The sequence below is a fragment of the Rhodococcus sp. JVH1 genome (assembly GCF_000280725.2).
GTDB lineage: Bacteria > Actinomycetota > Actinomycetes > Mycobacteriales > Mycobacteriaceae > Rhodococcus_F > Rhodococcus_F jostii_A.
In genome coordinates this window covers 2,528,765-2,548,310 of record NZ_CP166289.1, presented here as the reverse complement: position 1 = coordinate 2,548,310, position 19,546 = coordinate 2,528,765, and the positions used below count along the sequence as shown (strand labels likewise).

Here is a 19,546-nt window from a genome sequence, read left to right as displayed (position 1 = left end):
TCTCTGCAAGGTAGACTGTGGGCACTGCGCGTCCCGCACCAGAGGTGGGGCGCGCTGTTTTGCATACCAAGTGCAACCAACTGCACTCCAAGTGATGAGCGGGTGAACGCGGTGCCGACCGGCAAGGTGAAGTGGTACGACGTCGAAAAGGGCTTCGGCTTTCTGTCGCAGGAGGAGGGGGAGGACGTCTACGTGCGTTCGTCCGCTCTTCCCGAGGGCGTCGAGGGCCTCAAGGCCGGCCAGCGCGTCGAGTTCGGCATGGCCGCCGGTCGACGCGGCCCCCAGGCTCTGAGCCTGAAGGTGCTCGACCCGGCGCCGTCGCTGCGTCAGAACGCCGCGCGCAAGGAGCCGTCCGCCAAGAAGCACACGCCGGACGAACTCCACGGCATGGTCGAGGACATGATCACGCTGCTCGAGGCGAAGGTCCAGCCCGATCTGCGCAAGGGCAAGTACCCCGACCGCAAGACCGCCCAGCGCATCTCCGAGGTGGTCCGCGCCGTCGCGCGCGAGCTCGACAGCTGATTCGACGGACAACGAAAAGGCCCCTGCGCTCCGGCGCAGGGGCCTTCTTCGTGTGTCGTGCTAGGCGGTCTTGATCGACCAGGCTGCCCGGGCCTGCGTGAGCCCCTGCTCGTCGATGACGGCGGACGGCAGCTGGATCTCGACGCCTGCCAGCTGCAGGTCTTCCGAGGAGGGCACGGTCACGGCGCGGGTCTCACCGGCGCGGTGGGCCTGTTCCTGGACGACGACCTGTCCCGATGCGTCCTGGTAGACGACGAGCATGCGCCACGGCGCGTCGACGATCTCCTGCGGCAGCGACAGCTGCAGCGACGAGCCGGGGGGCACGTCGAGTTCGGCGAGGTCACCGGTTGTGCAGTCCTCGAGATACAGGTTGCAGTACGCCAGCGGGGGGATCTGCTCGGCCCGGTTGTGGGCGAAGGCCGTGATCTCGGGCAGGCGGGGCGAGGAATTGCGGATGAGCGCGTACATGACTCCGACGAAGGCCACCAGGACCACCATCAGGCCCACCACGATCAGTGCCAGGATCTTCTTGGTTCGCGCCTGCATTCTCACTTACGTCACATTTCCTGTCGATCGGTCGGCCCGGTGGGTCGAGTGGGGCTCGGTCACTTCTTGTTCGGCCAGGTCGGGACGTTTTCCGCCGAGCCCGGGCAGGAGGGTGCTCCCGCGGTAGGTGAGGACGGTCTGGACGAGCCCGATGGTCATGACGGCAGAGACCACGGAGAACCCGATCCAGTATTCGGTGGGCAGGAGGACGCCCAGCGCGCCGCCCACGACCCAGCTCAGCTGGAGGACCGTCTCCGACCTACCGAATCCGGACGCGATCGATTCCTCGGGCAGGTCGTGCTGCAGCGACGCGTCGAGCGACACCTTCGCCAGGGCGCTGGCCGCCGACGCGACGAGGGTGGCCAGGGCGGCGGTCAGCAGATTGTCGGTGATCGCGGCCAGGACGGCGATGATCCACACGGCACCCGTGCAGCGCAGCACGATGAGGGCGGGGCGGCCGAGTTTGATCCGGGCGCCCGCGGCGTTGCCTGCGAAGTTGCCGATACCGGCGGCCGCGCCGACCAGGCCGAGCATGGCGGCCTGCACCAGCGGCTCGTGGTCGGTCTTCGACTTCGCGACGAACGCGATGTACAGCGTGAGGAACCCGGTGAGCACGCGGATCGTGCTGTTTCCCCACAACCCGGTGATGACCGCGCGGCCCAGCGGTTGCCTGCGTCTACCGGATTTCGCGGTGGCCGCGGCTTCCGGCTGCAGCACCCGGGTGCGTCCCAGCACCTCGGTCGGGTGCTCGTCGCCGTGGTACGTGAGGGTGGCGGGTACCTCGCCCTCGGTGACCTCGACCCACGACGGGATCCGCATGCTGAGGTACGCGCCGAGGGCGGTGATGACCGCCGCCAGCCACAGCGCGCCGACGGACCCGGTGGCCATGGCGAGACCACCCGCGAGGGCGCCTGCGCCGATGGTTCCGCCGAGAAGTCCGAACACGGTGAGCCGGGAGTTGACCCGCACCAGGTCGATCTCCGGTGGCAGCACACGTGGAGTGACCGCACTCTTGAGCACCGAGAACGACTTGCTGAGCACCATCATTCCGAGCGCGGCCGGATACAGCACCCAGCTGTCGAAGTTGAAGACGAGAACGATCGCCAGGATCGTCCGGAGACCGAACGACGTGGCCAGTGCGACGCGACGGCCGTGCTGAAGCCGGTCGAGCATCGGACCGATCAGCGGAGCGATGACGGCGAACGGGGCGATGGTGATCAAGAGGTACAGCGCGACCTTCGTCTTGTCCTCACCCGTCGCGGCCGAGAAGAACAGGGTGTTCGCGAGGGCGACGGCGATGGCCGCGTCGGTCGCGTTGTTGGCCATCACCGCGTAGGTCAGTGCGGTGAGCCCCGACTTGTCCGCACCGTCCGCCTTGGCCGCGCGATGGAACGTCGCGATGCCCTTGTTGGTGAGTTCCCGGCTGCGCATCGCCGCGACCCGGGTGACGGTGAGCTTGCGCGGCATCGGCGGCGCCTTGGGGGCGTCGGCCCGTTCCTCGTCGGAACGGGGACGCTGCCCGCCGCCGACCGGATGGAGGGGAGGGAGCGGTGTGCGTCGACCTCCCGACCGGGCGGCGGGCGGGTATTTGTCGTAGCCGGGATGAACGGGGGGCCCGGAATTCTCGTCAGGAGCCCGACCGCCGTCAGGCTCGTAGGGTTCGCGCGGTCCGGTCACTCCCTAATTCTGTCCTAGTCGGGAGACATGCGACCACAGCAACCCCGGCCAATGCTGGTCAGATCGGCCTGTCAGGGAACGAACCGCACCTCGAACATGCGCGGCCAGTACTTTCCGGTGACGAGGAAGCGGTCCGTTCCCGGGATCTGCGCGATGCCGTTGAGGACGTCGACGTCCCGCGGGCCGGGCGGGAGCGCGTCGCGGAGGGCCGTGGCGTCGATCTCCGCGGTGACCCGCCCGTCCGAGGGATCGATGCGGACGAAGGCGTCGGTGGTCCAGACGTTCGCGTAGACCGCGCCGTCGTCCGCGCATTCGAGTTCGTTGAGGCGGCCCAGGGGGTTTCCGTCCCGCACCGCCTGCACGGTGCGCCGTGGTTCGAATGTGACCGGGTCGCGGAACGTGAGGGTGGGTGAGCCGTCGCTCGTGACCAGTGCGTCGGGCAATGCGCAGATGCCCCACCCTTCGCCGTCGAACGGGACCCGCCGCTGTTCGGCGAGTGTCGCGCGATCCCGGGCGACGGCGACCCCGTCGCGCCACGTCAGCTGCCAGACCGTGTCGCCGCTCACCGTGATGCCCTCGCCGAACAGGGGCGACGGCAGGTCCGCGCGCGCCCGGACGGTGCCGCTGGCGAGGTCGGTGGCCTGCACCCAGGACTCACCGGGGCGGCCGGTGCCCTCGAGCAACTCGGTGCCGTCGATCTCGAGTCCCTGGGTGAACGCATTCGGGTCGTGGTCGAGGGTGCGGAGGATCTCCACGCGAAGGTCCGCGCCGGACGCGCCCGCCGCCACGGAACTCTGCGGGGAGCACGCGGTGACCAGCCACGCCACCGCGAGCAGGGCTGGGACGAGGTGCCTCCGGCCGGTCATCGGACCAGCATGACAGCCCAGGTGGGCACGCACTTGCGGTGGTGCGGCAAACTGGTGGTGTGAGTGTTGCTTCTTCCGACGAGCGCGCAGTGGCGCGTCCCGTACTGACCGACGCCGTCGAGCTCGCCCGAACCGCCTTGGTCGAACTGCAGGAAGGGGGAGTCGGCGACTACCTGGGCGTCACGGCCGAGGACGCGTGCGCCGCGACTCACCGTTTCGTTGCGGACCTTCCGGGCTACCGGGGCTGGCAATGGGCGGTGGTGGTGGCTGCCGATCCCGAAGCGGACCATGCCACCGTCAGCGAACTCGCGCTCCTCCCCGGACCCGATGCGCTGGTCGCACCGGAGTGGATTCCGTGGGACCAGCGCATTCGCCCTGGCGATCTGTCCGCGGGCGATCTGCTGGCACCGCCGGCCGGTGACCCCCGCCTCGTCCCGGGCTATGTGGCGACGGGTGACCCCGAGATCGACGAGGTCGCCCTCGAACTCGGCTTGGGCCGCAAGCAGGTGATGAGCCTCGAAGGTCGCGTCGACGCTGCCGAACGCTGGCACGACGGCGACTACGGCCCCGATTCCGAGATGGCCAAGGCCGCGCCGTCGACGTGCGGGCTGTGCGGCTTCTACCTCCCGCTCGCCGGTTCGCTGCACGCGTCGTTCGGGGTGTGCGGCAACGAGATGGCCGCCGACGGGCATGTGGTCGACGCGACCTACGGTTGCGGCGCCCACTCCGACACCCTGCTGCCGACGGGTGCCGGTTCCCCGCAATTCGACGCCTACGACGACGGCGCCGTCGAGGTCGTCGAGCGGGCCGTCGCCGAAACGGAGAACGAACCCGAAGCTGCTGCCGAGGTCACCGAGGCCGAGGAATCCGCATCGACCAGCTAGCCGATCCTTTCGGCACCGCCGCCCTGAGGGATTCGACGCTTCTGGCGTGGCGAACGTCCCCGACCCGTCTGCGGGAGGATGCGGCGGCCGAATCCGATCTAGCCCGCGCCGGCTACCGCGACCGGCTCCTCACCGAGCTGGCGCAGAACGCGGCCGACGCCGCCGCCCGCGCCGAAGTGCCCGGCGAGCTGTCCGTGCAACTCGACGGCCGCGTGCTGAGCGTGTCCAACACGGGCACGCCGCTGGACGAGCCGGGAGTCCAGGCGCTGGTCGCGTTGCGGGCGTCGAACAAGTCCGGCACGACCGTCGGCCGCTACGGTGTCGGTTTCACGGCGGTGCTGTCGGTGAGCGACGAGGTCGAACTGCGGTCGACGTCCGGTTCGGTGCTGTTCTCCGTGGAACGGACGAGGTCGGAGCTGCGGGAACTCGACGGTGCAGACCCGGGAGCGGACGTGCCTGCCCTGCGGCTGGCGTGGCCGACGGACACCCGCCCGGCCGCAGGTGCGGCGTCGGAAGTCGTGTTGACGCTGCGCGAGGACGTGGACGGTGAATCGCTGCTCGCCTACATGGCCCGCGAGGCGCCCGACCTTCTGCTCGAACTGCCGGCGCTCGTCTCGATCACCGTGGGCGACAAGCAGTTCCGCCGCCGTGAACGGCCACTCGATTCCGGATTGACCGAGGTCGCGATCGGCGACGACCGCTGGTGGCAATACGAGTCCGGGCGCGCACGCTGGCTCGTCCCGGTCCGCGACGGCGTCGTCTCACCCGTGACGGAAGACGTCCTGCGCGCGCCCACCCGGTCGGACGAGGAACTGTCGATACCCGCGATCCTCGTCGCGGACATCGCCATGCAACCCGACCGCAGGCGCATCCTGCCGGGCGCCGCGATCGCCGAGTTGGCATCCGGCTACGCCGAGTTCGTGGCCGCGGTGCCGCCCGAGCAGCGACTGACGCTGGTTCCCGTTCCCGCTTTCGCGCGCAGCGAGGTGGACTCGGCGTTGCGTGACCATCTCGTCACCGAACTCCGGGAGCAGCCCTGGCTGCCGACCGTCGGCGGCACGAACAAGGCCCCGGTTCGGGCGTCGGTGGTCCCCGGGCTCACCGACGAACTCGCCGAACTCCTCGCCGAGATCGTCGACGGCCTGGTCGTTCCGGATCTGTCCGGGCCACGCTGGGCGCCCGCCCTGGCGGCCGTCGACGCCCACCGCCTCGGCCTGGCGCGCCTCACCGAACTTCTCAGTGGCATCGAACGGACACCGTCCTGGTGGCAGCGCCTGTATGCGGCGCTCGAACCACTGGCCGTCGACGCCCTCGCGGCGGAGGAACTGGCGTCGATCCCGGTTCCGCTGTCCGACGGCCGCACGGTGACCGGTCCGCGAACGGTGTTGCTGGGCCACGACATCGACGGTGTCCTGGGGGTCGACTGGACGCGGCTCGTCCACCCGGATGCCGCGCACCCGCTGCTGTCACGGCTCGGTGCGAAGACCGCCACCGCCGTAGACCTGCTCTCGGATCCGGCGTTGCGGGCCGAGATCGAGGACCTCGACCCCGACGACGCGGCGGCGGCCGAAAAACTGTCGACCGCGGTGCTCGCACTCGCCGGGCGCGTCGACCCCGGCACCTTGCCGTCGTGGCTCGGACAGCTGCCCCTCCCGGATGTCGATGGGGAGTTGCGTGGTGCGGACGAATTGCTGTTGCCCGGTGCGCCTCTCGCCGACGTCCTGGTGGACGACTCACCGTTCACGTCCGTGGACGCCGCGTTCGCCGAGCGGGTGGGGGAGGACGCCCTCCGCGCCGTGGGCGTCGGCTGGGGTTTCACCGTGCTCCGCGCCGAACTCCCCACCGGTCCCGATCACGACCTCGACGACGAGGACCACTGGTGGGACACACTCGACGACGACCCCGACGAGATCGGGGCGGTGCGCGACCTGGACCTGGTGGACGAGGACCGCTGGCCGCAGGCGCTGACGATGCTCGCCCGCGACCAGTCGACACGTCCGCTGCTCGCCGACCGCGCCGGGTACACGGCCTGGTGGCTGCGTCACAACGCAGAGTTGGACGGTCAGGTGCTCGGTCTGCTCCGCGATCCCGCCGACGCGACGTTCGCCGGACTCCTCGACCCCGCCGAGCACCCGGAGTCCGCCGTGTTCGTGGCGGCCCTCGCGCCGTCGACGGTCGACTCTCCCGAACTCGCACAGCTACTCCTGGATCGACTGGCCGACCCGGATCGCGAACCGAGCCCGGCGGTGATCGCGCGGGCACACAGCCTGCTCGCGGCCGCTGCGGCCGCACATCTTCTCGACCTCGAGGACCTTCACCTGCCCGAACACGTGCGCGGCCTGACGGGCGCCCTCGTCGATCCCGGCGACGCCCTCGTGCTGGACGCACCGTGGCTGGCCGCCGCGGTGCCGCGTGAGCGGCTGGTGGTCGGGAGCCTGGACACCGCCGAGGCTCTCGCCGATCTGCTGGACCTCCCCCTCGCGTCCGCGGCGATCCGCGGCACCGTCACCGGTTCCGGCCGTGAATCCTCATGGGATCGCGAACCTGCCGCGGTGCTCGCCTTCGCCGCACTCGGTCGCGACCTGCCGCACGGGCCCGTCGTCGTCCATCCCCGGCTCACGGTGAAGCTCACGGGCGCGGTCGACACCAAGATCGCGGTCCCGTGGTGGGTGGACGAGCAGGGGACCACCCATTGCTCCGAGTCGTGGGCCGAAGGCACGTGGGGCGCCGGTGTCGTTTGACCAGAGCGTTCTCGACAGCGCCGTCGGGGACCGCACACCGTGGTTGATCGACGTCGTCACCGTCGTCACGCAAAGCGGCGGAACGGTCGCGGCCTGGATCGTGTCCACCGTCCTGACAACGGCCCTCCTGCTCCAGGGCCGTCGGCGCGAGGCCGTCCTCGTGGCCGGCGCCATGCTGTCGGGTCTGGCCGTGATGACCACGCTCAAGAATCTGTTCGAGCGGCAGCGCCCGCCGCTGCCGGATCGGCTGGTGGAGATCTCATCGTTCTCGTTCCCGTCCGGTCACGCGATGATGACCGCGATCCTCGCGAGCGTTCTCGTCGCCGTGACCCTCCGGGTGGTGCTGGTGGGGCACGCCCGGATCGCACTGGTCTTCCTGTTGGTGCTGTACACGCTGGCAGTGGGGCTGTCGCGCGTCTACCTCGCCGCGCACTGGATGACCGACGTCCTCGCCGGGTGGGCGTTCGGTGCGCTGTGGGCGGCGTTCTGGATTCTGCTGACCCGCACCCGGCCCCGCCGCGCCGTGACCTCGAGCGAGATCTAGAGCTAGAGCAGTCCCTGCTGCATCACTAGAGCAGACCCTGCTGTGCCCCGCGGCTGCCGCGCCGGGCCGCCCGCCGCTGCAACGCGAACAGTCCGTAGCCCAGGAATCCGACGACGACCCCCGCTATACACGTCGGAAGCGCATCCGACCACCGGTCGCCCGTGACGATCACCACGACGATCGCGACCGCCCACGCCAGTGTTCCCAGTATCAGCGCAGGTCGCGGGTCGGCGAGGCGCTGAGTGAGGGGTGGGCGATCTGCGGATTCGTTCACCGAATGAACGCTACCCTCGCCGTGGTGCCCTAATCTCCAAGGGCGACGCGCGACTTCTGGCGATGGGGACTGAACAATGGGTGCTGCTCCGAAACTGCTCGACAACTACTTCAAGATCACCGAGCGTGGTTCGACGGTAGGCGCGGAGATCCGCGGCGGAGTGGTGACGTTCGTCGCAATGGCATACATCGTGGTGCTGAACCCGCTCATCCTCGGCAGCTTCTCCGCCGACGACGCCGTCGCGAAGACCGACGTCCTCGGCAACATCCTCCCCGTCAACCAGGTGGCGGCGGTCACAGCTCTGGTGGCGGGACTGATGAGCATCGTGTTCGGGGTCGTCGCGAACTATCCCTTCGCGATCGCGGCGGGCCTCGGCATCAACAGTCTTCTCGCCGTCACCATCGCACCGCAGGTCACCTGGCCCGAGGCGATGGGCCTCGTGGTGATCGACGGTGTCATCATCGTCGTGTTGGCGCTCACCGGTTTCCGGACGGCCGTATTCAATGCCATTCCGGCCGAGCTCAAATCCGCCATCGCCGCCGGTATCGGCATGTTCATCGCGTTCATCGGTCTCGTCGACGCCGGGTTCGTGCGGCGCATCCCGGACGCCGCGGGCACCACCGTCCCCGTCGGCCTGGGCATCAACGGATCGATCTCCTCCTGGCCGACCGTGACGTTCGTGTTCGGTGTGCTGCTGATGGGTGTCCTGGTGGTGCGCAAGGTGCGCGGCGGTCTGCTGATCGGCATCGTCGTCACCACCGTGCTGGCCGCGATCATCGAGGCCGTCGCCGGTGTCGGACCGTCGCTGGGCGTGAACCCTCAGGGCTGGAACCTCAGCGTCCCGGCCGCTCCCGATGTGCTGGCGGAACTTCCGGATCTCAGCCTCGTCGGCGACGTCAGCATCTTCGGCGCGTTCACCCGCATCGGCGTACTCGCCGCCAGCCTGCTGGTGTTCACGCTCGTACTCGCCAACTTCTTCGACGCCATGGGCACGATGACCGGGCTCGGCAAGGAGGCCGGTCTCACCGACGAGGACGGCAACCTGCCCAACATCGGACGGGCCCTGGTCGTCGAGGGCACCGGAGCCATCGTCGGTGGCGGCGCGTCGGCGTCGTCCAACACGGTGTTCGTGGAATCCGCTTCGGGTATCGCCGAGGGCGCCCGTACCGGACTCGCGAATGTGGTGACGGGACTGCTGTTCCTGGCCGCGATGTTCCTGACCCCGCTGTATTCGGTGGTGCCGATCGAGGCGGCCGCGCCGGCACTGGTCGTGGTGGGCGCGATGATGATCGGTCAGGTCCGCGACATCGATTTCACCCAGTTCTCGATCGCGCTGCCCGCGTTCCTCACCATCGTCGTCATGCCGTTCACGTACTCGATCGCCAACGGCATCGGCGTCGGATTCGTGTCGTGGGTCGTCCTCAATGCTGCGAGCGGTGGTATCAAGAAGATTCACCCGTTGATGTGGGTGGTGGCGCTTCTCTTCGTGGCCTACTTCGCGGTCGGTCCGATCACCGACGCAGTAACGTAAACGGCGGCCGACCGGTCCCGTATTGTCATTCCCGTGACCACGGATACGCGAGCACTCGCCAGTGACCTTTCTCTGGCTGTCGTGCGCCTCACGCGTCACCTGCGTGGGCGCCGCGTCGACGCCCAGGTATCGCTGACCCAGCTGTCGGCTCTGGCCACCCTTGCCCGCGACGGCGCCATGACGCCGGGCAATCTCGCCGCTCGGGAGAAGGTGCAGCCGCCGTCGATGACCCGGGTCATCGCGTCGCTGGTCGAACTGGGCCTGGTCGAGCGGGCACCGCATCCCACCGACGGACGGCAGATCATCGTCACGCTGTCGGATGCCGGTCACGCGCTGATCGCCGACGAGACCCACGCCCGCGAGGCATGGATGAACGAGCGGCTGTCCGGGCTCGACGAGGCTCAGCTGAAGACCCTCCGCGACGCGGTCGGCATCATCACGTCCATCGTCGCGGACTCGGAGTAGCCCGAAGGCTGCCTGCAGTCCCCACCCGTACAACGTCATTCGACTGCCCGCACCCCGAGGTGCAGGGAACCCGTTGCCGGAGAACGTAGCCGGCATCCGGAGTGATCTCTCCCCAGGGCCGGTCGATGGTACGCCGGGTCCGGGAGCAAGATGGATGTGTGCCGCCCGAATCCGAGACCACCGCCTCAGCCCAGCCGAAGACCGGCATGTTCGCCGCTCTCCGCACCCGGAACTACCGGTTGTGGGCGTCGGGGCAGATCGTCTCCCTCGTCGGAACCTGGATGCAGCGGGTGGCGCAGGACTGGCTCGTCCTGACGTTGTCGAACGGCAACGCGCTCGCGGTCGGCATCGTGATGGCACTGCAGTTCGGTCCGACCCTGTTCCTGTCCGTGTGGGGCGGGGTGCTCGCCGACCGGTACGACAAGCGGCGCATCCTGATCGCGACGCAGGTGTCGATGGCGTTGTGCGCACTGGTGCTCGGGCTGCTGGACGTCGGCGGGCTGGTGGCCCTGTGGCACGTCTACCTCATCGCGTTTCTGCTCGGCTGCGCGTCGGCGATCGACGCGCCGGCGCGGCAGTCGTTCACGATCGAGATGGTGGGCAAGGAGTCGCTGCCCAATGCCATCGCCCTGAACTCCATGACGTTCAACACCGCTCGCATCATCGGTCCGGCGATCTCCGGTGTGCTGATCACTCTCATCGGCACGGGGTGGGTGTTCCTGCTCAACGTGGGCACGTTCACCGGCGTGCTGATCGCCCTGCTGATGATGAACACCCGCGAACTGTTCACGGCGCCCCAGGCGGAACGCGGGAAAGGGCAGGTCCGCGAGGGTTTCCGGTACGTGTGGGGACGCACCGATCTGCGGGTGCTGATGGTGGCGGTGTTCATGGTGTCGACGTTCGGGCTGAATTTCCCGATCAGTCTCGCCGTTCTCGCCCGCAACACGTTCGATCGCGGTGCGGACGCCTACGGACTGTTGTCGACCACCCTCGCCGTAGGCACGCTCGCCGGCGCCACGATCGCCGCGAGACGCAAGACCCCGCCGCGGCTGCGCACGTTCCTCGGGGCCGCGGCCGCATTCGGGGCCTTCGAGATCCTGGTGGGACTCATGCCCACCTACTTGCTGGTCGCGATCATGCTCGTCCCGACCGGCGCGCTGACGCTGACGTTCACGACGGCGGCGATGAACATCCTGCAGATGTCCGTGCCGTCCGAGATGCGCGGCCGGGTGATGGGCATCTACATGCTCTGTTTCCTCGGCGGCACCCCGCTGGGCAGTCCCGTTCTGGGATGGCTGGCCGACGTCCTCGACCCCCGCGCCCCGCTCGTGATCGGAGGCGCGATCTCGCTGGTGAGCGGGATCGGCGCGGCCCTGTACCTGATGCGGCACCAGCGCGTGCGGGTGACGGTGCGCAGACCGGATGCCGGCAACTATCTCCCGGTGATCGAACTGCACAACGTTCGCGAACCGCACCCCGTGGTGGTCTGCGACGCCACCGAGCAGGCCGTGGAAGCGAGCCGCGACCCGCGGCCCTGACGGCTGCCGGAACCGTTCAGACGTCGACCGCCGTCGCCACGGCCCGCCGGGTCAGCACTTTCGCGAGGTGGCTGCGGTACTCGGCGTCGGCGTTGCCGTCGGTGACCGGGTCGGTGCCCTCGGCGGCGTGCTCGGCCGCCGCCCGGATCAGCTCGGGATCGGCGGCATTGCCGACGAGCGCGTCCTCGACGCCGCGAGCCCGCACCGGCACGGCCCCCATGTTGGTCAGCGCCACCCGGGCCTGCCGGATGATGCCGCCGTCGACCTGGATCGTCGCGGCCACCCCCACGATCGACCACGCTTCCGCGACCGTGTTGAACTTCTCGTACCGCGCCTCCCAGCCGGTGTGCTTGGGAAACCGGACGTCCACGAGGATCTCGTCCGGGCGGAGCGTGGTCGTGTAGTAGCCCTCGAAGAAGTCCGCGACCGGGATGCTCCGCCTGCCCGCGGTACCCACGGCGGTCAGGGTGGCGTCGAGTGCCAGCGCGGGCGCGCACAGGTCACCGGCCGGATCGGCATGCGCCAGAGCACCACCCAGCGTGCCGCGGTGCCGGATCTGCGGATCGGCGACGGTGCGGGTGGCCTCGACGAGCAGCAGTGCGTGCTCGTGGACGAGCGGGTCGCGGATCACGTCGTAGTACGTGGTCATCGCACCGATCACGATGCTGTCCCCGTCGTCGCGGACCCCGCGCAACTCACCGATCCGGCCCAGGTCGACGAGGGTGCTCGGCGAAGACAACCGCAGCCGCAGCACCGGCAGCAGGCTCTGACCGCCCGCGAGTATCTTGGCGTCCTCCCCGGCCTCGGCGAGCGCGGCCACCGCCTGTTCGACGGAGGTCGGGGACACGTAGTCGAAGCTCGACGGAATCACTGGGCACCTCCCTGAGCGGTGTGGATGGCATGCCAGACCCGCATCGGCGTACACGGCATCTCGACGTCACGCACCCCGAACTGGCGAACGGCGTCGAGCACGGCATTGACGACGGCCGGGGTGGACGCGATCGTCCCCGCTTCACCGACCCCCTTGACGCCGAGCGGATTACCGGTGGCGGGAGTCTCGGTGCGGCCCGTGGTGAACGTCGGCAGATCCGCCGCCGACGGTACGTGATATTCGGCGAAGGAACCCGACAGGAGGGTGCCCGACTCGTCGTACACCGCCTCCTCGTACAGGGCCTGCGCGATGCCCTGGGCGAGTCCGCCGTGCACCTGACCCTCGACGATCAGCGGGTTGACCACGTGCCCGATGTCGTCGACACACACGTACGAGCGGATGCCCACCTTCCCGGTCTCGGTGTCCACCTCCACCGCGCACAGGTGCGTGCCGTGCGGGAACGAAAAGTTCTCCGGGTCGTACGCGGCCTCGGAGTCCAGATTCGGCTCCACACCCTCGGGCAGGTCGTGCGCGGCGAACACGGCGAGCGCGACGTCGGCGATCCCGACCGCCTTCTCGGTGCCCTTCACCCGGAACCGGCCCTCGGTGAACTCGAGATCGTCCTCGGCGCACTCCATCAGGTGCGCCGCGATGGGCCTGGCCTTCGCGATCACCTTCTCGGCGGCCTTCACCACCGCGATCGCCCCGACCGCCAGAGACCGGGAACCGTACGTGTCCATGCCCCGCGGCGACGTCTGGGTGTCGCCGTGCAGCACCTCGACGTCCTCGAACGGCACCCCGAGCTGATCCGCGACCACCTGGCTCCACGCGGTCTCGTGCCCCTGGCCGTGCGCCGAGGAACCGGTGACCACCTCGACCTTGCCGGTGGGCAGCATCCGGATCGCCGCGTGTTCCCACCCGCCGGCACCGTAGGCCAGGGCGCCGAGGGTGCGCGACGGCGCCAGACCGCACATCTCGGTGAACGTGGACACCCCGATGCCGAGTTGCACCGGGTCCATCCGCTCGCGGCGCTCCGCCTGTTCGCGCCGGAGCCCGTCGTAGTCGAACAGCTCCCGCGCATGCGCGGTGGCGGCCTCGTAATTGCCGGAGTCGTACGTCAGGCCCGCGACGGTGTCGAACGGGAACTCCTCGTGGGTGATCCAGTTCTTCGCCCGCAATTCCAGCGGATCCAGCGACAGCTCGGTCGCGAGTTCGTCCATCATCCGCTCGATCGCGAACGTCGCCTCCGGGCGGCCCGCCCCGCGATACGCGTCGGTGGGCACCTTGTTGGTGAACACGTTGGTGCACGTGAAGTGATACGCCGGGAACTTGTAGATGCCGTTGAACATGAACGCGCCCAGGATCGGCACCCCCGAGGTGACCAGCCGCAGGTACGCGCCCATGTCGGCGAGCAGTTCCACCTTCATCCCGGTGACGGTGCCGTCGCGGCGGGCGGCCAGTGTCAGTTTCTGGATCTGGTCGCGTCCGTGATGCGCCGCGACCATCGATTCGCTGCGGGACTCGGTGTATTTGACGGGCTTGCCGAGTCGCCGCGCGACGAGCAGCGCGATGACTTCCTCCGGCGTCACCTGAAGCTTGCCGCCGAAACCGCCGCCGACGTCCGGGGCGACGACGCGCAGTTTGTGCTCCGGGATGCCGAGCGTCATCGCCAGCATCAGCCGCAGGATGTGGGGGATCTGCGTGGCCGACCACATCGTGATCTGGGCGCCGGTCGGGTCGACCACCACCGAGCGGGGTTCCATGAACGCCGGGATCAGCCGCTGCTGGCGGAAGGTGCGCTCGACGAGTACCTCGGCGTCGCGGATGGCCTGCTCGACGTCGCCGCCGGTGCCGGCCTCCGCGGAGTCGAAGGTCCAGGTGGCGCTGACGTTCGTCCCGAGATCCGGGTGCACGAGGTCGGCGCCGTCGGCAGCCGCGGCCGCGAGATCGAGCACGACCGGCAGGTCGTCGTACTCGACGTCGATCGCCTCGAGTGCGTCGTGCGCCTCGTAGGCGCTGCGCGCCACCACAACCGCGACGGCCTCGCCTGCAAAATTGACGGCGTCGACCGCGAGGGACGGGGCGGGCGGCGACTTCATGTCCGGTGTGATCGGCCAGGCACACGGCAGGCTGCCCTGCTCGTCGGCGAGATCGGCGCCGGTGAGGACCGCGACGACACCGGGCATCCCACGGGCGGCGGAGGCGTCGACACCGGTGATGCGGGCGTGCGCGAACGGGCTGCGCAGGATCGCCAGGTGCTGCATGCCCGGCAGCACCAGGTTGTCGGTCCAGCGGGTGCGGCCCGTGACCAGATGCTCGTCTTCCTTGCGCTTGCGGGCCTTCCCGATTTCCGGTTCCGTGGTGGCGGTCATCGCACACCTCCCTGCGCGGTGTCGGTCTTCGGTGCATCCGCCGTCGCCGGTGTTTCGGTGGTGCCGCCGCCGCGCAACCGCTGCGCCGCATCCTGCACCGCGCTGACGATGTTCTGGTACCCGGTACAGCGGCACAGGTTGCCTTCCAACCCCAGCCGCACCGTCCGCTCGTCCGGATCGGGTTCCTCGGCGAGCAGGTCGAGGGTCTGCATGATCATGCCGGGGGTGCAGTAACCGCACTGCAGGGCGTGGTTGTCGCGGAACGCCTGCTGCACGGGGTGCAACGTCCCATCCCGGGACAGGCCCTCGACGGTGAGGACGTCGCCGCCGTCGGCCTGCACGGCGAGCACCGAGCAGGACTTGACGCTGTGACCGTTCAGATGAACGGTGCACGCCCCGCAGTTTCCGGTGTCGCAGCCGATGACGGTGCCGACCTTGCCGAGCCGGTCCCGAAGATAGTGGACGAGGAGTAGTCGCGGTTCCACCTCGTCCGTGTATGCCGTTCCGTCGACGGTGACAGTGATGCGCATTGCGCCTCCAAAGCCGGGAGCCTCAGGTGATATGTCCTACTCTGCGCCGACGGAGCGCGAACAACACCCGAAATCGTGGAACCGGTTCCGGATCGGTCACGTTCGGCGCGCAACCTCGAGCAGTTCCTGCAGTGTCGCGAGACTGTGGCCGGCGAGCAGACGATCGACGAACGGCAGGGCGGCCGCGATCCCCGACTGCACCGGCTCGTATCCGTCCGCGCCGGCGTGCGGGTTCACCCACAGCACGGTGCGCGCGAGCCGGCGCAGCTGAGCCATCTGGTCCGCGAGCAGGGCCGGGTCACCGCGCTCCCAGCCGTCGGAGAAGATCATCACGACCGCGCCGCGGGCCACACCGCGCCTGCCCCAGCGGTCCAGGAACGCGCGCAGCGTCTCGCCGAGGCGGGTGCCGCCCGCCCAGTCGGGAACGGCCCGGCCCGCGGCGGCGAGCGCCACTTCCGGGTCGCGGACCCGCAGCGCCCGGGAGAGCCGCGTCAGCCGGGTGCCCAGTGAGAACACCTCGGTGCCTGCGGGGTTGCCGCGGGCGACGACGTGCGCGAAGCGCAGCAGCGCGTCGGCGTACGGGCTCATCGATCCGGACACGTCGATCAGCAGCACCATCCGGCGCGGCCGGGTGGCCTTGCGGTGGTGGCTCGGCCGCACCGGTTCGCCGCCCGCCGCGAGCATGCCCCGCACCGTGCGCCGCGGGTCAACGGCACCCCGGCGGGCCGGCCGCATCCGGATGGCCGGGCGGGTCGGGGGCCGCGGGCGCAGGGCGGCGATCAGTTCGGCGAGGTGCGCGCGTTCGGCCGCGGTGAGGTCGGCGATGTCCCGGTGGCGCAACACCTCGGTGTCGTCCGCGGCGACCCGCAGATGCGGCGCGTTCCCACCGATGTCGCCGCCGTCGGCCGTGGTCAGAGCGGCCGCCGTGGCGCGGCGAGGCTGTTCCCCGGACCGCGGCGTGCGCGCCGGGACGCTGCCGCCGAACCAGCCCGCGAACGCCGAGTCGTACCGCGGGATGTCGTCGGGACCACGGCACAGCGTCGCGCGACCCGCCCAGTACACCTGACTCGGATCGCCCACATCCACCTGGTGGAGGGCCCGCGTGAACGCGGCGACGGCGTCCGACGCGACCGACAGTCCCGCCGCCGCGAGGGCGTGCGCGAACCCGGCGATGCCCACGAGCGGGTCGCCGATGTCCGGGGTCGTGGACGTGCCTCTCATCCCGCCAGGAGCCGGTCCAGTCCGGCACGGGCCACCCGTTCGAGGTCCTCGCGGTACTTGAGGACCGCGCCGAGCGTCGCGGCGGCGGTCTCCGCGTCCAGCACGTCCCGATCGAGTTCCCGCAGTGCGCGGGCCCAGTCCAGCGACTCGGCCACTCCCGGCGGCTTGAGCAGTTCCATCTCACGCAGGGAGTGGACGGCCCGGGCGACCTGACCGGCGAGTTCGGCCCCGATGCCGGGGATGCGGCGGCGCAGGATCGCGACCTCCCGCGCCAGATCGGGGTGTTCGAGCCAGTGGTACAGGCAGCGGCGTTTGAGGGCGTCGTGCACCTCACGGGTGCGGTTGGAGGTGAGCACCACCAGCGGCGGTGTCGCCGCCCGCACCTCGCCGAGTTCGGGGATGGTGACGGCATTCTCGTCGAGCACCTGCAGCAGGAATGCCTCGAACTCGTCGTCGGCGCGGTCGATCTCGTCGACGAGCAGCACACACGGCGCTTCGGTGAGGGCCCGCAGCAAGGGGCGCGCCAGCAGGAACCGCTCGGTGTACAGCGAACGTTCGACCGTGTCGGCCTCGAGCAGGCCGTCGCTCGCCGCCTCCAGCGTCCGCAGGTGCAGCAACTGTCGCGGGAAGTCCCAGTCGTAGAGCGCCTGCGCGGCGTCGATGCCCTCATGGCATTGCAGGCGGATCAGCGGCAGTCCGAATGCCTCCGACAACGCGGCCGCGAGCGACGTCTTGCCGGTGCCGGGTTCGCCCTCGCAGAACAGCGGACGTCCCATGCGTATGGCGAGGAACGCGGCCATCGCGACGCCGTCGTCGGCGAGGTATCCGGTGGCGTCGAGCGCCCGCGCCAGTTCCGCAGGCGAACCGACCGTCGGCGTGGAATCACTCACGCCCGCGAGCCTAGGTGAGTGCCCGCCCCCGGATACGCGACTCGGACAACCCCGGTCGGCGGTCAACCCTCCGGCTCCACCCTGCCGCGGTCCTCGCTCAACCGCCGGAACATCGCGGTGGCGCCGAATCTCGCGGCCGCCCGTTCGACGAGTCCCGGCGCGATCTGCGCCAGCGCGAGCAGCGGGCGGATCGGTGCTCCGCTCTCCACGATCTCGGGCCGGTCACGCTGGATTGCCCGGATCACGGCGGCCGCGACCTTGTCGGTGCTGGTCTCGCCCGTGATCCGGCCGGCCCTGATTCCGCGTTCCGTCATCCGCTGGTACATGCCGTCGCCCGCGATGAATCCGGGACACACGACGGAGAAGCCGACGGGCGAGCCCGCGTACTCCGCGCGCAGCGACTGGGTGAGACCGATCAGCCCGGCCTTCGTCGCCGCATACGGCGCGCAGTACGCCGGACCGATCTTCGCCGCCAGCGACGAGATGAACACCACGTGACCGCGACCGCGGCCCCGCATCCCGGGCACCACTCGGCGCGTGAGAAGCAGTGGCGCGGTGAGATTCACGTCGACCATCGCGGTGAGTTCGCCGGGCTCGAGTCGGGTGAAGGCCGAGACGTTCTCCACGCCGGCATTGTTCACGAGGAGGTCGAGGGGACCGACCGCCGCCTCGGCGCGTTCGACCAGCGAATCGAGCTGACCGAGTCGGTTCAGGTCCGCGGGCACGGCCTCGGCGCGCACACCGAGCGCACGCAATTCTCCGACGACTTCCGCGAGTCGGTCCTCACGCCGCCCGGACACCGCGACGGCGACGCCCTCCCGGGCGAGGGCCCGGGCGACGACGCGGCCGAGACCGCCGGAGGCGCCGGTCACCAGAGCCGTGCGTCCCTGCAGTTGCTTCATTCCTCCGAGCTTTCGCGCTCGGTGGAGGGGAGTCAACGCTGTGACGCCCCGCATACGGCACGATGGACCGGTGGTTCACGTCATCGACATAACAGATCCGGCCGACACCAGGCTGGACGACTTCCGCGATCTCAATTCCTCGGACCGGCGTCCCGACCTCCCCGAGGGCAAGGGCCTGGTGATCGCGGAAGGCGTGCTGGTGGCGCAGCGCCTGCTCACGTCCCGGTTCGACCCGATCGCGCTGCTCGGCGTCGATCGGCGGCTGGAGGAACTCACGGACGACCTCGCAGACGTGGACGTGCCGTTCTACCGGACGACGGCGGATGTCATGGCCGAGGTCGTCGGGTTCCACCTCAACCGGGGCGTGCTCGCGGCGGCGCGTCGCCCCGCGCCGCTCGAACTGCCGGACGTGCTCGAGCACGCCCGGACGGTCGCGGTGCTCGAGGGCGTCAACGATCACGAGAACCTGGGCTCGATGTTCCGTAACGCGGCAGGGCTCGGCGTCGACGCCGTGGTGTTCGGCAAGGGCTGCGCCGACCCGCTGTACCGCCGGGCGGTCCGGGTGTCGATGGGGCACGTGCTCCGGGTCCCGTTCGCGCACGTCACGAAGTGGCCACACGACCTGGACGCCTTGCGGGAGCGGGGTTTCCAGCTGATCTCGCTGACCCCGAACCCCGAGGCGGTGACGCTCGCCGAGGCGATGACAGGGGAGAAGGTGGCGTTGCTGCTGGGCGCGGAAGGCCCCGGACTCACCGAACACGCCATGCGGGCCACGGACATTCGTGCCCGCATCCCGATGGCACCCGGAACGGACTCGCTCAATGTCGCGACGGCGGCGGCGATGGCGTTCTACGAGCGCGTCCGCACGGGTCGGTGAGAATGCTGCACCCTCATTCCCCGTATCCGCAGCCGACGGGAACACCGTGGTTCACGGGACTTCTCGTGGCGGGGTTCGCCGCGGTAGTGGTGGCGGTCGCGATCATGGCCTTCGGCTCGCAGCTCGCCCGGATCCACCTCGCCCTGGCGGTGGTCCTCGAACTCGTCGTGGTCGCCGGGGTCGCACCGTCGGTGTGGCGACTGCGCCGGACGCCGGTCTGGCGGTGGCTGGTGTACGGGGCCGCCGCCGGAGTTGTCGCCGGCTGGACGGCGCTGCTCGTCGGTGCCGCCTGACT

General features: G+C 69.8%; 19 protein-coding genes. 9 read left to right on the top strand and 10 right to left on the bottom strand.

Annotated elements, in window-relative coordinates; translation table 11 throughout:
* Window positions 1-111: 111 nt before the first annotated feature.
* Entirely contained in the window at window positions 112-522 is a 411-nt protein-coding gene (locus JVH1_RS11485; RefSeq protein WP_005255275.1) for a cold-shock protein, read from the top strand.
* Between the two features lie 60 nt (window positions 523-582).
* Here JVH1_RS11485 and JVH1_RS11480 read toward each other — a convergent pair whose 3' ends face one another.
* The 3 genes from JVH1_RS11480 to JVH1_RS11470 all read right to left on the bottom strand — a co-directional run bounded on the left by JVH1_RS11480 (window position 583) and on the right by JVH1_RS11470 (window position 3,611).
* Entirely contained in the window at window positions 583-1,068 is a 486-nt protein-coding gene (locus tag JVH1_RS11480; protein WP_009478013.1) for a DUF2771 domain-containing protein, read from the bottom strand.
* Between the two features lie 6 nt (window positions 1,069-1,074).
* The gene (locus JVH1_RS11475) at window positions 1,075-2,745 is read right to left on the bottom strand and encodes an MFS transporter (RefSeq protein ID WP_043780985.1); all 1,671 of its coding nucleotides are present in this window, start codon (window positions 2,743-2,745) and stop codon (window positions 1,075-1,077) included.
* 71 nt (window positions 2,746-2,816) lie between these two features.
* On the bottom strand, window positions 2,817-3,611 hold the full coding sequence (locus JVH1_RS11470; protein WP_009478016.1) for a glutaminyl-peptide cyclotransferase: 795 nt from the start codon (window positions 3,609-3,611) through the stop codon (window positions 2,817-2,819).
* A gap of 38 nt (window positions 3,612-3,649) precedes the next feature.
* Between JVH1_RS11470 and JVH1_RS11465 the strand changes: the two genes are divergently transcribed.
* The 3 genes from JVH1_RS11465 to JVH1_RS11455 all read left to right on the top strand — a co-directional run bounded on the left by JVH1_RS11465 (window position 3,650) and on the right by JVH1_RS11455 (window position 7,780).
* On the top strand, window positions 3,650-4,495 hold the full coding sequence (locus tag JVH1_RS11465) for a DUF3027 domain-containing protein (protein WP_016883856.1): 846 nt from the start codon (window positions 3,650-3,652) through the stop codon (window positions 4,493-4,495).
* A 176-nt stretch (window positions 4,496-4,671) separates the two neighbouring features.
* Window positions 4,672-7,236, top strand: coding sequence for a hypothetical protein (locus tag JVH1_RS11460; protein ID WP_009478018.1), 2,565 nt, complete (start codon window positions 4,672-4,674; stop codon window positions 7,234-7,236).
* Entirely contained in the window at window positions 7,226-7,780 is a 555-nt protein-coding gene (locus JVH1_RS11455) for a phosphatase PAP2 family protein (RefSeq protein ID WP_009478019.1), read from the top strand. The genes JVH1_RS11460 and JVH1_RS11455 overlap by 11 nt, the downstream gene beginning before the upstream one ends.
* A 25-nt stretch (window positions 7,781-7,805) precedes the next feature.
* On the opposite strand, the gene JVH1_RS11450 is transcribed toward JVH1_RS11455, so the two are convergent.
* The gene (locus JVH1_RS11450) at window positions 7,806-8,054 is read right to left on the bottom strand and encodes a DUF2530 domain-containing protein (protein WP_009478020.1); all 249 of its coding nucleotides are present in this window, start codon (window positions 8,052-8,054) and stop codon (window positions 7,806-7,808) included.
* Between the two features lie 76 nt (window positions 8,055-8,130).
* Between JVH1_RS11450 and JVH1_RS11445 the strand changes: the two genes are divergently transcribed.
* The 3 genes from JVH1_RS11445 to JVH1_RS11435 all read left to right on the top strand — a co-directional run bounded on the left by JVH1_RS11445 (window position 8,131) and on the right by JVH1_RS11435 (window position 11,588).
* On the top strand, window positions 8,131-9,585 hold the full coding sequence (locus tag JVH1_RS11445) for an NCS2 family permease (RefSeq protein WP_009478021.1): 1,455 nt from the start codon (window positions 8,131-8,133) through the stop codon (window positions 9,583-9,585).
* A gap of 33 nt (window positions 9,586-9,618) precedes the next feature.
* Window positions 9,619-10,050 carry a MarR family winged helix-turn-helix transcriptional regulator gene (locus JVH1_RS11440; protein ID WP_005244136.1) on the top strand — a complete coding sequence of 144 codons (432 nt, stop codon included), beginning with the start codon at window positions 9,619-9,621 and terminating at the stop codon, window positions 10,048-10,050.
* Window positions 10,051-10,256: 206 nt separating this feature from the next.
* Window positions 10,257-11,588: an MFS transporter gene (locus tag JVH1_RS11435; protein WP_043781047.1), complete on the top strand. Its 1,332-nt coding sequence runs from the start codon at window positions 10,257-10,259 to the stop codon at window positions 11,586-11,588.
* Between the two features lie 16 nt (window positions 11,589-11,604).
* Here JVH1_RS11435 and JVH1_RS11430 read toward each other — a convergent pair whose 3' ends face one another.
* The 6 genes from JVH1_RS11430 to JVH1_RS11405 form a co-directional block, all read right to left on the bottom strand.
* A complete protein-coding gene (locus tag JVH1_RS11430) occupies window positions 11,605-12,459 on the bottom strand; it encodes a xanthine dehydrogenase family protein subunit M (RefSeq protein ID WP_009478023.1) in 855 nt (284 codons plus the stop codon).
* Window positions 12,456-14,831: a xanthine dehydrogenase family protein molybdopterin-binding subunit gene (locus JVH1_RS11425; RefSeq protein ID WP_009478024.1), complete on the bottom strand. Its 2,376-nt coding sequence runs from the start codon at window positions 14,829-14,831 to the stop codon at window positions 12,456-12,458. The genes JVH1_RS11430 and JVH1_RS11425 overlap by 4 nt, the downstream gene beginning before the upstream one ends.
* The gene (locus JVH1_RS11420; protein WP_009478025.1) at window positions 14,828-15,361 is read right to left on the bottom strand and encodes a (2Fe-2S)-binding protein; all 534 of its coding nucleotides are present in this window, start codon (window positions 15,359-15,361) and stop codon (window positions 14,828-14,830) included. The genes JVH1_RS11425 and JVH1_RS11420 overlap by 4 nt, the downstream gene beginning before the upstream one ends.
* Before the next feature lie 96 nt (window positions 15,362-15,457).
* Window positions 15,458-16,582, bottom strand: coding sequence for a VWA domain-containing protein (locus JVH1_RS11415; protein WP_009478026.1), 1,125 nt, complete (start codon window positions 16,580-16,582; stop codon window positions 15,458-15,460).
* Window positions 16,579-17,472, bottom strand: coding sequence for a MoxR family ATPase (locus tag JVH1_RS11410; RefSeq protein WP_009478027.1), 894 nt, complete (start codon window positions 17,470-17,472; stop codon window positions 16,579-16,581). The genes JVH1_RS11415 and JVH1_RS11410 overlap by 4 nt, the downstream gene beginning before the upstream one ends.
* A 62-nt stretch (window positions 17,473-17,534) precedes the next feature.
* Window positions 17,535-18,374: an SDR family oxidoreductase gene (locus JVH1_RS11405; protein WP_009478028.1), complete on the bottom strand. Its 840-nt coding sequence runs from the start codon at window positions 18,372-18,374 to the stop codon at window positions 17,535-17,537.
* A 70-nt stretch (window positions 18,375-18,444) separates the two neighbouring features.
* Here JVH1_RS11405 and JVH1_RS11400 point away from each other — a divergent pair, with 70 nt between their 5' ends.
* Window positions 18,445-19,251, top strand: a complete 807-nt coding sequence (locus tag JVH1_RS11400) for an RNA methyltransferase (protein ID WP_007301148.1) — start codon at window positions 18,445-18,447, stop codon at window positions 19,249-19,251.
* A 2-nt stretch (window positions 19,252-19,253) separates the two neighbouring features.
* Window positions 19,254-19,544 (top strand): DUF2537 domain-containing protein, encoded by a 291-nt coding sequence (locus JVH1_RS11395; RefSeq protein ID WP_009478029.1) that lies wholly within the window; start codon window positions 19,254-19,256, stop codon window positions 19,542-19,544.
* Window positions 19,545-19,546: the final 2 nt, after the last annotated feature.

Excerpts from the sequence above, each read along its gene's own strand:
- JVH1_RS11480 (WP_009478013.1), bottom strand. The coding sequence starts at position 1,068 with ATGCAGGCGCGAACCAAGAAGATCCTGGCACTGATCGTGGTGGGCCTG.
- JVH1_RS11470 (WP_009478016.1), bottom strand. The coding sequence starts at position 3,611 with ATGACCGGCCGGAGGCACCTCGTCCCAGCCCTGCTCGCGGTGGCGTGG.
- JVH1_RS11445 (WP_009478021.1), top strand. The coding sequence starts at position 8,131 with ATGGGTGCTGCTCCGAAACTGCTCGACAACTACTTCAAGATCACCGAG.
- JVH1_RS11435 (WP_043781047.1), top strand. The coding sequence starts at position 10,257 with ATGTTCGCCGCTCTCCGCACCCGGAACTACCGGTTGTGGGCGTCGGGG.
- JVH1_RS11425 (WP_009478024.1), bottom strand. The coding sequence starts at position 14,831 with ATGACCGCCACCACGGAACCGGAAATCGGGAAGGCCCGCAAGCGCAAG.
- JVH1_RS11420 (WP_009478025.1), bottom strand. The coding sequence starts at position 15,361 with ATGCGCATCACTGTCACCGTCGACGGAACGGCATACACGGACGAGGTG.
- JVH1_RS11415 (WP_009478026.1), bottom strand. The coding sequence starts at position 16,582 with ATGAGAGGCACGTCCACGACCCCGGACATCGGCGACCCGCTCGTGGGC.
- JVH1_RS11405 (WP_009478028.1), bottom strand. The coding sequence starts at position 18,374 with ATGAAGCAACTGCAGGGACGCACGGCTCTGGTGACCGGCGCCTCCGGC.
- JVH1_RS11395 (WP_009478029.1), top strand. The coding sequence starts at position 19,254 with ATGCTGCACCCTCATTCCCCGTATCCGCAGCCGACGGGAACACCGTGG.